General features: G+C 71.3%; 9 protein-coding genes. 4 read left to right on the forward strand and 5 right to left on the reverse strand.

Features of this window, described 5'->3' with window-relative positions:
• Nucleotides 1-85: 85 nt before the first annotated feature.
• The 3 genes from ACHUEU_RS08965 to sucC all read right to left on the reverse strand — a co-directional run bounded on the left by ACHUEU_RS08965 (nucleotide 86) and on the right by sucC (nucleotide 3,070).
• Complete coding sequence (locus ACHUEU_RS08965) at nucleotides 86-805, reverse strand: metal-dependent transcriptional regulator (protein ID WP_394215586.1); 720 nt, start codon at nucleotides 803-805, stop codon at nucleotides 86-88.
• Nucleotides 806-997: 192 nt separating this feature from the next.
• Entirely contained in the window at nucleotides 998-1,888 is an 891-nt protein-coding gene (gene sucD, locus ACHUEU_RS08970) for a succinate--CoA ligase subunit alpha (protein ID WP_394215587.1), read from the reverse strand.
• Nucleotides 1,889-1,900: 12 nt separating this feature from the next.
• Nucleotides 1,901-3,070, reverse strand: a complete 1,170-nt coding sequence (gene sucC / locus ACHUEU_RS08975) for an ADP-forming succinate--CoA ligase subunit beta (protein WP_394215588.1) — start codon at nucleotides 3,068-3,070, stop codon at nucleotides 1,901-1,903.
• A 232-nt stretch (nucleotides 3,071-3,302) separates the two neighbouring features.
• On the opposite strand from sucC, the gene ACHUEU_RS08980 reads away from it, so the two are divergent.
• The 3 genes from ACHUEU_RS08980 (at nucleotide 3,303) to ACHUEU_RS08990 (ending at nucleotide 7,453) form a co-directional block, all read left to right on the forward strand.
• Nucleotides 3,303-3,668 carry a hypothetical protein gene (locus ACHUEU_RS08980; protein ID WP_394215589.1) on the forward strand — a complete coding sequence of 122 codons (366 nt, stop codon included), beginning with the start codon at nucleotides 3,303-3,305 and terminating at the stop codon, nucleotides 3,666-3,668.
• Nucleotides 3,669-3,682: 14 nt separating this feature from the next.
• Nucleotides 3,683-4,279, forward strand: coding sequence for a hypothetical protein (locus tag ACHUEU_RS08985; RefSeq protein WP_394215590.1), 597 nt, complete (start codon nucleotides 3,683-3,685; stop codon nucleotides 4,277-4,279).
• 192 nt (nucleotides 4,280-4,471) lie between these two features.
• Nucleotides 4,472-7,453 carry a multicopper oxidase domain-containing protein gene (locus ACHUEU_RS08990; protein WP_394215592.1) on the forward strand — a complete coding sequence of 994 codons (2,982 nt, stop codon included), beginning with the start codon at nucleotides 4,472-4,474 and terminating at the stop codon, nucleotides 7,451-7,453.
• 60 nt (nucleotides 7,454-7,513) lie between these two features.
• Here the strand turns inward: ACHUEU_RS08990 and ACHUEU_RS08995 are convergent, their stop codons facing one another.
• Nucleotides 7,514-10,291: a UvrD-helicase domain-containing protein gene (locus ACHUEU_RS08995; protein ID WP_394215593.1), complete on the reverse strand. Its 2,778-nt coding sequence runs from the start codon at nucleotides 10,289-10,291 to the stop codon at nucleotides 7,514-7,516.
• 107 nt (nucleotides 10,292-10,398) lie between these two features.
• A complete protein-coding gene (locus ACHUEU_RS09000) occupies nucleotides 10,399-10,746 on the reverse strand; it encodes a hypothetical protein (RefSeq protein ID WP_394215594.1) in 348 nt (115 codons plus the stop codon).
• A 61-nt stretch (nucleotides 10,747-10,807) separates the two neighbouring features.
• On the opposite strand from ACHUEU_RS09000, the gene ACHUEU_RS09005 reads away from it, so the two are divergent.
• Nucleotides 10,808-11,959: a lysylphosphatidylglycerol synthase domain-containing protein gene (locus ACHUEU_RS09005; RefSeq protein WP_394215595.1), complete on the forward strand. Its 1,152-nt coding sequence runs from the start codon at nucleotides 10,808-10,810 to the stop codon at nucleotides 11,957-11,959.
• Nucleotides 11,960-11,985: the final 26 nt, after the last annotated feature.

The following is an 11,985-nucleotide window of genomic DNA, read 5'->3' on the forward strand; positions in this document are numbered from 1 at the left end:
GCCGCGGCACGCCCTCGACACTAGGGGGTGGACGCTCGAGAAGTCAGGATGACTGGAAGGTTCTGGGAAGAGCTTGACGGAGCCTTTACCCGGCCGGGAGCGGCGTCACATGGAGCTGATCAGCGACGAGCTCGGTCACCGCCACCTCTCCCCCGTCGGGACCGGTCAGCATGATGCTGCCACCCACCCGCTCGACCCCCAGCTCCACTCCCGGAATAATGCCGTGACGTGCGAGTTCACCGAGGAGGTGGACATCGCTCTGGGCCCGCTCCCCGATCCGTGCCAGGCGCACTCGGAGGCTCTGACCGTCGGCGACGCTCTCGCTCAGCTCTCGACTCCCGATGGACGGGAGTTTACCTTCCGACGTGGCGTGGATCTCCTCGATCCCGAGAGCTGCGAGGCCGGGGATCGGGTTGCCGTAGGGGTCCAGATACGGGGGTGCCACCTGCTGCGCGATGCGCTTCTCGACCTCGAGGCTCATCACGTGCTCCCAGCGGCAGGCCTCCTCGTGGACATGGGCGTAGTCCAGCCCGATCACGTCCAGCAGATGCCGCTCGGCCAGGCGGTGCTTGCGCATCACATCGGTGGCGACCTCCGACCCCTCGGCGGTGAGCCGGATGCGCCGCTGGTCGTCGAGGTACAGCAGACCGTCGCGCTCCATCCGCGCGACCGTCTGGGAGACCGTGGGGCCCGAATGGCCCAGCCGCTCGGCGATCCGAGCCCGCATCGGGGCGATACCGGCCTCATGGAGCTCGAACACCGTCTTCAGGTACATCTCCGTGGTGTCGATGAGATCTCCGGACACAGGGTCCCCTCCTTGATCGGGCGCACAGCGGGTTCCAGCCAGCTTAGTCGGCACTTCGCGGGGTGAGGCACGTGTTCACCGCGGGCGTCGAGGGCTCTCCGCCACGAATGCGCAGCGCCCCGGATCCGCAGTGGATCCGGGGCGCCGCACGGACGGGACGGACTCAGCCGTCGCCGTCCTGGGGCTCGGCGCTCAGGCCTGGGCCTTGATGATCTCGCGCATCAGGTCGGCGGTCTCGGTGGGGGTCTTGCCCACCTTGACGCCGGCGGCCTCGAGGGCCTCCTTCTTGGCCTGCGCGGTGCCCGCGGAGCCGGAGACGATGGCGCCGGCGTGGCCCATGGTCTTGCCCTCGGGGGCGGTGAAGCCCGCGACGTAGCCGACGACCGGCTTGGTCACGTGGGCCTTGATGTACTCGGCCGCCCGCTCCTCGGCGTCGCCGCCGATCTCACCGATCATCACGATGCCGGCGGTCTCCGGATCGTTCTCGAACGCCTCGAGGGCATCGATGTGGGTGGTGCCGATGACCGGGTCGCCGCCGATGCCGATGGCGGTGGTGAAGCCGATGTCGGCCAGCTCGTACATCATCTGGTAGGTCAGGGTGCCGGACTTGGAGACCAGGCCCAGCTTCCCCGCACCGGTGATGTTCGCGGGGGTGATGCCCGCATTGGACTTGCCGGGGCTGATCAGGCCCGGGCAGTTGGGCCCGATGATGCGAGTGGCGCCCTTGGCCTGCGAGTAGTTGAAGAACTCGGCGGCGTCCTTGACCGGGATGCCCTCGGTGATGATCACCAGGAGCTCGATCGCGGCGTCGATGGCCTCGACCGCGGCGCTCTTGGCGAACTTCGGCGGCACGAAGACCACCGAGACGTTCGCGCCGGTGGCCTCCATGGCCTCGGCGACGGAGCCGAAGACCGGGACCTCCGCACCGCCCTCGAAGGCGACGGACTGGCCGGCCTTGCGCGGGTTCACGCCGCCGACGACGTTGGTGCCCGAGTCGAGCATGCGCTGGGAGTGCTTCATGCCCTCCGAGCCCGTCATGCCCTGGACGATGACCTTGCTGTTCTCATCGAGAAAGATAGACATGTCGGGTGCTGCTCACTTTCCTGCGGCGGCGAGCTCGGCGACCTTCGCGGCGCCGCCGTCCATGGTGTCGGCCTGGGTGACGAGGGGGTGGGCGAAGTCCGCCAGGATCGCGCGACCCTCCTCGACGTTGTTGCCGTCGAGGCGGACCACGAGCGGCTTGGTCGCCGCATCGCCGAGCTTCTTCAGGGCGCCGACGATGCCGTTGGCGACCGCGTCGCAGGCGGTGATGCCGCCGAAGACGTTGACGAACACGGCGGAGACCTGCTCGTCACCGAGGATGACGTCGAGGCCGTTGGCCATCACCTCGGCGGAGGCGCCGCCGCCGATGTCGAGGAAGTTCGCGGGCTTGACGCTGTGCTTCTCCCCCGCGTAGGCGACCACGTCGAGGGTGGACATGACCAGCCCCGCGCCGTTGCCGATGATCCCGACCTCACCGTCGAGCTTGACGTAGTTGAGGTCCAGGGCCTTGGCCTTGGTCTCCAGCGGGTCCTCGGAGGTGACGTCGACCAGCGCGGCGTGATCCTGGTGGCGGAACGCGGCGTTCTCGTCGATCGTGATCTTGCCATCCAGGGCCACGATGTCCCCGGCGCCGGTCTTGACCAGCGGGTTCACCTCGACCAGGGAGGCGTCCTCGTTCTGGTAGACGTCCCAGAGCTTCACCAGCACGGGGGCGACCTTGGCACCGGTCTCGGTGTCGAACTTCGCCGCCGCGACGATCTCCTCGGCCTTGGCCTGGTCGATCCCGACATTGGGGTCGACGGCCACGCGGGCGAGGGCCTCGGGGCGCTCGACGGCGAGCTGCTCGATCTCCACACCGCCCTCGACGGAGCACATGGCGAGGTAGTTGCGGTTGGCCCGGTCCAGCAGCAGCGAGAAGTAGTACTCCTCGGCGATGTCGGCTCCGGCCGCGATCATCACGCGGTGGACGGTATGGCCCTTGATGTCCATGCCGAGGATCTCGGCGGCCTTCTGCTCCGCCTCCTCGGGGGACTTCGCGATCTTGACGCCACCGGCCTTGCCGCGGCCACCGGTCTTCACCTGGGCCTTGACGACGACGACCGGGGTGCCGAGCTTCTCTGCTCCGGCCTTGGCTGTGGCCGGATCCTCCGCGACGACTCCTCCGAGCACGGGCACGCCGTGCTTCTCGAAGAGATCGCGGGCCTGGTACTCATACAGGTCCACGGGGTGCATTTCCTCTCGATGTCGGCAGTGGGCGGCAGGCCGCACTGGCCTCGATGCCACCCCTGGGAACACGGTCAGGGTATCGCTTCTGTCTCCCTGCTCGGACCATGGGCCGCTGCGTGCGGGGAGTCTCACTCGAGAGGCCCCTACCGCAGCGGGTCTCCGGGCTTCGCCGACGGGCCCGCCGCCGCGGCTGCGGAGGACGCCCAGGTGCGGCGACTACGATGGCGGGATGAGTCGACGACCCCGCAGCCTGTTCCAGCGCGTGCGTGATCACATCGGGTTCAGTGTGGTCGCGATCGGCGTGCTGTTCATCCTGCTGCGCCTGCTCGGGGTGCGTTCGACCTTCGCCGGCTTCGCCCTCTCCGTGGTGATCACGCTGGGACTGAACGTGGGGCTGTCGTATTACCACGACCACCGGGCGCGGAATCCGCGTCCGCAGCGGCAGGCGCGGGGCGGCGGCGACATCCGCTTCCGCGAGGGCGATCGCCGCGACGACCCCCGTGACGTCGACCCCCGTGATGTCGGCCTCCGTGACGTCGACGTCCGAGAGCGTGCAGAGCCGCGGCGCCGCGGCCAGCACGATGAGAACCGCTGAGGCGAGGAGACTCCATGGCCGACTGGAAGACCTACGCGAAGGCCGCCCGGAACACCGCCCGTAAGCAGGCCCCCGGAGCGAAGGACGCCGCCCGACGGGCCTCCGGGCAGGCGAGCGCCTACGTGCGTGCCGCCGGGAAGGCGATCGACGAGGGCCACCGACCGGACCAGGCGTCGACCGGCCCGACTCGTGACGGCGAGGACTCGCGGGAGCGGAGCGGCCCGGTCCGGGACGCCGAGGGGGCTCCCCGGGCGACCGGCGCCCGGTCGCCGTCCTCCCCCTCGGGGGCGGTCACGCAATCGCGTCCGGCGGTGGACAAGGAACGACTGCGCCGGGATGCCACGGCTTACTACGCGGTGGCCAGTCGGCGCGTGGCCGCGGTGAACATCATCCCGCGCGTCATGCGAGCCCTGCGCGATGCCCTGCTGATCGGCCTGTCCCTGCTCGTCATCTGGGGTGTGCTCTTCGCGGCCGGGATCCCGATCCCCTTCACCACGGTGCTGATCATCGTCGGCCTGATCGTGGTGGTCAGCTTCGCCAGCGGGCTCTACGCGCAGTGGAAGCGCTCCCGCGAGGTGCTCGACGCCACCGCGGACCCGCGCGACGGCTGAGCGGCGATCACCGCCTGGCGGCGAGCACCGACCGACTGCGCCCGGGGTGAGGGAGCGCGCGAGGGGGGCGCCCTCGCCTGCGGGACGTTCGGCACCACCGGGGCGAGGGCCCCGGTCGTAGGCTGGAACGGTCCCTGTCCGTGTCCCGACCCGCCGCGCCGAGCCCTGGTCGGGGCTCCGTCCGAGGTGGTCATGACCCCGTCGCTCTCCCCTGCCCCCTCCGCCTCCGGCCCGCGGCGACCCGGCCGCTCGGAGGGCTCCCCCGCCATGGATCGCGGCGCCTGGCATCGGAAGGCCTCGCGCCCGGTGCAATGGTGGTTGCTGGCGCTGATCGTGGTGGTGCTGACCCATCAGTGGATCCCGCAGTCGCGCTGGCTGATGGTGCACATGGTCACCCTGGGGCTGATCACCACCTCCATCATGGTGTGGGGACAGCACTTCGCCGAGGCGCTGCTGAAGACCCGGCTCGGTGAGGAGTCCCGTCCCTGGCAGGTGCGGAGGATCCTGCTGCTGAGCGCTGGTGTGCTGGTGACGATCCTGGGGATGCTTCCCTCCTGGCCCTGGGTGGTGGTGCTCGGCGCGCTGATGGTCTCTGCGGCCCTGGTCTGGTACGCCATCTCTCTGGGTTCGCAGGTCACGGCGGCTCTGGCCCCTCGCTTCGAGTTCACGGTCAAGGCGTACATCGCCGCCGCCTGCCTCATCCCGGTCGGGGCGACGCTCGGCGCGGTGATGGCGTTCAGCCCGGGTGAGCCCTGGCAGGGCCGCCTGCTGCTGGCGCATCAGCTGGTGAACATCCTGGGCTTCGTGGGGGTGACCGTGACCGGCACCCTGCTGACCCTGTGGCCCACCGTGCTGCGCACCCGGATCGACCTGCAGGTCGCCAAGCGCGCGGCGAACGGTCTGCTGGGCATGCTGATCTCCGTGCTGGGGGCGACGGCGGGGGCGCTGCTGGGCTCCACCCTGCTGGGCTGCGCCTTCCTGATCGCCTATCTGGCCTCCTTCGCCTGGGTGGCGATCACCCTGGTCAGGCTGGGCCTCAGCTCCGCCCGCCAGCAGCACAGGGTCCCCCTGCCCCTGTTCCCGATCCTCTCGATCACCTCCGGCGTGGCCTGGTTCACGCTGGCGGTGGTGGGCCTGCTGGCCCTGTGGTGGCGCTCGGCGGACGAGCAGCTCGGCACCGCGCTGGTGGCCGCGGACCTCCAGCAGCTCACGGTCCCCTTCGTGGCCGGGTTCCTGCTGCAGGTGCTCTTCGGGGCGATGAGCTATCTGCTGCCGGTGACGATGCGGGGCGGTCCGCGATCCACCACCGCAGCGCACGCGGCGATGAGCCGGTTCGCGGTGCTGCGCGTGGTCACCTACAACCTGGCGCTCGCGCTGCTCGTGCTGGCGGGGTTCACCGGCACCGGTGCGTCGGCGCTCTTCGCCGCCCTCAGCCTCGGCACGGCGGACGTCGCCTCCTTCGGCTCCCTCTCCCGCGTGGCGCTGTCGGTGCTGGCCTTCCTGGTGCTGCTCTCGTTCCCGGTGCTGCTGGTGATCGCGATCCGGGCCAGCATCCGGCACCGGCGCACCGACCTGCCGATGCCGTCCGGGCCCGGGACCGGGTCCGGCACGAGCCTGCCCGTCGGTCCGCCCGCCGGCGCCGTCGCGCACAGCGCACCGACCGCCCCGGGCAGCGCACCGACCGCCGCTGCGCCTGCCGCCGCGGCCGGCACGACCGCCGGACCCGCCGCTCGGGACCGCCCGGAGATGCGTCCCGGGAGCATGGACCGCCGCGCCCTGACCAGCGCGCTGCTCGGTCTCGGCACGGTGCTCGGGGTGACGGCCCTGGGGTCCGCACTGGACCGGGCCCAGGGCTCGCTGCCGCCCGGTGCCGAGCTCGGCGGGCACGACACCGGCGGCGCCCCCGTCGCCCCCACCGGTCGGACCACGACGCTCGCCGTGAGCATGGCCGAGATGCGGTTCCACCCCGACGTGCTCGAGGTGCCGGCGGGCGACTCGCTGGTGATCGAGCTGCGCAACGACGACCCCTATGACGTCCACGACCTCGTGCTGGCCTCCGGCGTCACCTCAGGCCGGCTGCAGCCCGGGGCGAGCACCACGGTGGCGGCCGGGGTGGTCTCGCACGACCTCGAGGGCTGGTGCTCGATCGTCGGTCATCGGGCGATGGGGATGGTCCTCTCCGTCGTCGCGACGGGAGCGGGCGCCACCGCGGCGGGGACCGCACCCGCGAGGGGCGGAGATGGTGTCGAGGAGCTGGCCCGGGTACCGCTGGATCTGCGGGCCGAGCCCGGGGACGGTCATCAGGTGCGCGATGCACGCCTGCCCGCGGCCTCCGGTCCTGAGCAGCGGGTGCGGTTCGAGGTCACCGACGAGGCCGCCGAGATCGCGCCCGGCGTGGTCATGGACGCGATGACCTTCAACGGCACGGTGATGGGTCCGATCCTCCGCTCCGAGCTGGGTGCGCGTCTCACCGTGGAGCTGGTCAACGCCGGCGCGATGGGGCACTCGCTGGATCTGCATGCCGGTCGCGTCGCCCCCGACGAGGTGATGGCCACGATCCCGCCGGGGGACTCGCTCGAGTACGCGATCACCACCGACCACGCCGGGATCTGGCTGTACCACTGCGCGACCGTGCCGATGTCGGTCCATCTGGCCGCCGGCATGGCGGGCGCGCTGATCGTGCCACCCGCGGGGCTGGCCGCGGTGGATCGCGAGTACGTCCTGGTCCAGTCCGAGCACTACCTGGTGCCGGCCGGGGCTCCCGGATCCGAGGCCACGATGCATGCCGGCGCCCTCCCGGTGAGCCCGGCGAAGATCGCGGCCGAGCGCCCGGATGCGACGGTGTTCAACGGGCACGCGAACCAGTACGTGCACGCCCCGCTCGAGGCCCGTGTCGGCGAGCGGGTGCGGCTGTGGGTGCTCGCGGCCGGGCCCTCGCGCGGGATCTCCTTCCACGTGGTGGGCGGCGTGTTCGACACCGTGTTCAAGGAGGGCGAGTTCCTGCTGCGGCCGGACAACGAGACCGGTGGCGGGGCGCAGGCCCTGGATCTGGCGGCGGCGCAGGGCGGCTTCGTGGAGCTGGTCTTCGACGAACCCGGCACCTACACCGCGGTGAACCATTCCTTCGTGGACCTGGAGCGCGGGGCCCGGGCGCTGATCCGTGTCACCGCCTGACCCGGCGGCAGGCCGAGCAGCGGGCGGGACCTCCGAACGCCGCCCCGGCCGTGCCGGCCCTCAGAGCTTGGTGATCGCTGCGTAGCGCAGCACCAGGCGCTTGGCGCCGTGCGGGGCCTTGAACTGCACCTCGATCTGGGTCCTCTCGCCCTGGCCTGCGACCTCGGTGACCGTTCCCATCCCGAAGGAGTCATGGGTGATCCGGTCGCCCACCGCGAGCTGGGGCAGCTTGTCCGCCGGGGTGGCGCTGCGGCCCGAGCCCAGGCTGGGCCGCTTGATGTCGCTGCGCCCACCACCGATGCCGCCGCTGAAGGAGGGACCGCGACGGCTGTCCGTGCCGGGACCGGTGCCGTGGCCGCCGGCCCGGTAGCCGCCGGAGCCGCTGTGGCCGCCACCGAACCCGGCACCGCCGAGGGTGGAGCCGGCGCGCGCCACGTCCAGCACGCTCTCGGGCACCTCGTCGAGGAAGCGGCTGGCGGGCATGAACTGGGTCTGTCCCCACAGCGAGCGCATCTGGGCGCGGGTCAGGAAGAGCTTCTCGCGGGCGCGCGTGATGCCCACATACGCCAGGCGCCGTTCCTCCTGCAGCTCGTCGGGGTCGCTCAGGGTGCGGTTGTGGGGGAAGGTGCCGTCCTCCATCCCGGTGAGGAACACGACCGGGAACTCCAGACCCTTGGCGGTGTGGAGGGTCATCAGGGTGACGAACTGGTCCTCCTCGCCGGGGATCTGGTCCGCATCGGCCACCAGGGAGACCTTCTCCAGGAAGCGGTCCACGAGGCCGGCCTCGGGATCGTCCGGCGCGGTCAGTGCGGCATCGGGAGCGATGTCGGCGCCCGGGGCGGGCTCGACGCCGGGCGCGGGGACCGTCCCGGACGCGGTGGTGTCGGTTGCCGCTGCCGATGCCGTATCGGCCGCTGCGCTCGGCGTCGTGCCGGCCGCAGCGGCTGCAGCCTTGGGATCCTCCGCCTCGTCCTCGTACTCGCTGGCGACCGCATCGGCCTCCTCCAGCTGCGCCTCGAACTCGGCGGCGACGCTGACCAGTTCGGCGAGGTTCTCCAGCCGGGACTCGTCCTGCGGGTCGTCGCTGCCCTGCAGCTCGGCGTCATAGCCCGAGCGCTGCAGGATCGCCTCGAGCAGGTCGGCGGGACCGGCGCCGTCGGCAGCCATCGACTGGAGGTCCTCGAGCATCGCCACGAAGGTGCGTACCGCGTTCAGCGAGCGGGTGGCGATCCCGGGGGCCTCCTCCGCACGGCGCAGCGCCTCGCCGAATCCGATCCGCTCCCGCTCCGCGAGCATCGCGATCGCGGCCTCGGCACGGTCGCCGATACCGCGCTTGGGGACGTTGAGGATACGGCGCAGGTTGATCTCGTCGGCCGGGTTGGCGAGCACCTGGAGGTAGGCGATCGCATCCTTGATCTCCCGGCGCTCGTAGAAGCGGGTGCCGCCGACCACCTTGTACGGCAGGCCCACGCGGATCAGCTGGTCCTCGAGCGCGCGGGACTGGGCGTTGGCGCGGTAGAAGATCGCGATGTCCCCCGCGCTGCGGCCGTCATCGACCAGGGCATCGATCTGGCGACCGATGTACCTCGCCTCCTCCCGCTCGTCGTCGGCGACGTAGAGGGTGATCTGCTCGCCCTCGCCCTGGTCGGTCCACAGGTTCTTCTTGCGCCGGCCGGCGTTCTCCTCGATCACGGAGTTCGCGGCGGTCAGGATGTTCTGACTGGAGCGGTAGTTCTGCTCGAGCACGATGGTGCGCGCGGTGGGGAAGTCCTGTTCGAACTCGACGATGTTGCGGATGGTCGCGCCGCGGAAGGCGTAGATCGACTGGTCCGAATCGCCCACCACGGTGAGATCTGCGCGGGGGTCCTCCCCCACCAGCTCCCGCACCAGCTGGTACTGGGCGGTGTTGGTATCCTGGTACTCGTCCACCAGCAGGTGGCGGAAGCGGCGCCGGTAGCCCTCCCGGATCGCCGGGTGCTCCCGCAGCAGCGTGACGGTCAGACCGATGAGGTCGTCGAAATCCACCGCATTGGCCTGGCGCAGCCGCTCGGTGTAGTTCGTGAAGATCCGCGCGAGGGTCCGCTCGAAGGGGTTCTTCGCGCTCTCGGCCTGGTCCGCGAAGTCGACCGGATCGGTCAGGTCGTTCTTCAGCGCGGAGATGCGGGAGGCCAGGGCGCGGGGGGCGTGCTTCTTCGTGTCGAGCTCGAGATCCTTGGCGATCGTGGTGATCAGGCGCAGCGAGTCGGCGCTGTCGTAGATCGTGAAGGAGCTCTTCAACCCGGCCGCGGCGGCATCACGGCGCAGGATCCGCACGCAGGCGCTGTGGAAGGTGGAGACCCACATGCTGCGGGCGACCGGACCCACCAGCTCGCCCACGCGCTCACGCATCTCCGCGGCCGCCTTGTTGGTGAAGGTGATGGCGAGAATCTCGCCCGGCAGCGCCTCACCGGAGCGCAGCAGGTGGGCGATGCGACGCGTGAGCACCCGGGTCTTGCCGGAACCGGCACCGGCGACGATCAGCAGCGGCGAGCCGCGATGCTCGACCGCCTCGCGCTGGGCCGGGTTCAGACCGTCGGTGAGCTCGGTGAGACCCGGAGCGGAGCTCCCGGCCACCACCCCCGGTCCGGAGCGCGTGGCGGAGGCGGGTCGATCGGCCGGATGCGGCGCCTGGGCGAACTCCGCCGGCGGCTGCGGCACGTCCTCGGTCTCGGGCGGCGGAGCGTCGTCGTACGGAGGCTCGCCCTCGACGGGCGGTTCCTCTTCGACGGGGGCCACCGACACCCCGTCGAGGCGGCGGAAGGCGTCGGGCAGCGAAAGGTCGTCGAAGAGAGAGCTCATGAGGGTTCCAGGATAGGGCCGGGCCCGACAGCGGGGATGCTGTCGGGCCCGGTGTGGACGGAGCGTGCGAGTGGAGGACCCGTCGTGGCAGGTCGCCCCGGTATGGCTCAGACGAACACGGCGATGATCACGTTCAGGACGATCGCGACGGGGATGCCGAACCACACGGCGGACGGCGTCTCGGGACCCGTCTTCCTCGCGCGGTAGGCGAGCGCCGCGGCGACCAGTGCGACCAGCAGCTTGATGCCGAGCTTCATATGGTTCGGGTCGCCATCGATGACTCCCGGGATCGAGACCAGGACCGCCATCAGGACACCGGTGACGATGGCACCGGCGACGGCATGGGCCATGCCCGGGTTCGGCTGGCGGGTGCGAGCGGCTGCCACCCAGGTGCCGAGCGCCACGGCCCAGCAGATCAGGTGCAGCACGACGAGGAGGGACAACACAAAGGACATGACACCATGTTAGCTCCTTGCGCCTGGGAGGTTCCTGCCCGCCTCATGCGAGAATCGCCGCATGCCAGAGGACCCCTCCGACTCCCCCGGCTCCCCGGGCCCCACCCCCGACGCCGACGCCGACGCCGGAGCGGAGGATTCGCCGCAGCCGCCGGTGGACCTCGGCTGGCTCCCGGGGAGTCTCGCCGAGCTCGACGCCGAGCGGCCGCCCCGGCTCACCCGCGGTCGCCTCGTCACCGGCCTCCTCTCCGCCATGGTGGTGATCGCCCTGCTGGCCTGGGTGCTGCCGTGGGCGACGGGGGCGAGCTGGGGGGCGATCACCGACACGCTGGTGGCCCTTCCCCCCTGGGCGGTGCCCGCGATGGGGCTGCTCGGCGTCGGCGCCCTGCTCCTCGAGGCGGTGACGGTGCGCGCCGCTCTGCCGGGCGCCCGCTGGACCGGCGTCCTGCTGGCACATCCCGTCGCAGGTGCGACCGCGCTGGCGATCCCCGGTGGGAGTGTGATCGGGCTGGGGCTGATGGGCTGGATCCTGCGCCGCTCCGGGCTGGGGCTGCCGGTGATCCTCACCGGCATCGTCGCCGCGTCGCTGGTGGAGATGGTGCTCACCTCGGTGCTGATCCCACTGCTGGGTCTGGCCGCCTATGCGCTGAGCCCGGTGCTGGCCCCGGTCGCGGTCTCGCTGCCCGGCACATGGTGGGCGGCGGTGCTGGCAGTGCTCGGTGCCGTGCTCGCCCTGGTCCTGACCCTCGTGATGCTGCGCCGCACCGTGCTGTCCGCGCTGCTGGGCCAGCTCGGTGAGCTGGTCCCGGCGCCTGTCGCCGGCGTGATCCTCACTCAGCGCGACGTGCTGGTCGAGATGCTGCGACACCGCTGGCCGGCCCTGGTGGCACCGACGCTCGGCGCCCGGGTGCTGCAATGGGCCGCCCTGGTGCTCGCGATCGAGGCGGTCGGTGCACAGGTGCCGCTGCTGCTGACGGTGGCGATCTTCGCGCTCGGGCGGGTGCTGTCCCTGGTGCCGCTGACGCCCGGCGGAGCCGGGGTCACGGAGACCGTCGGGGCAGCGGCGCTGATCGCCCTGGGGGTCGCAGCGGCCGATGCCGCGGCTGCGATGCTCCTGCTGCTGGTGACGATGCTGCTGGTGCCGCTGCTGACCGGCGCGGTCACGACGGTGGTGGCGCTCGGGTCCGCCCCGGACCGGCGGGAGATCGGCTGAGCCCGAGGGCCTGCACTCCGCGGGCG

It is taken from the genome of Brachybacterium vulturis (assembly GCF_043641765.1).
GTDB lineage: Bacteria > Actinomycetota > Actinomycetes > Actinomycetales > Dermabacteraceae > Brachybacterium > Brachybacterium vulturis_A.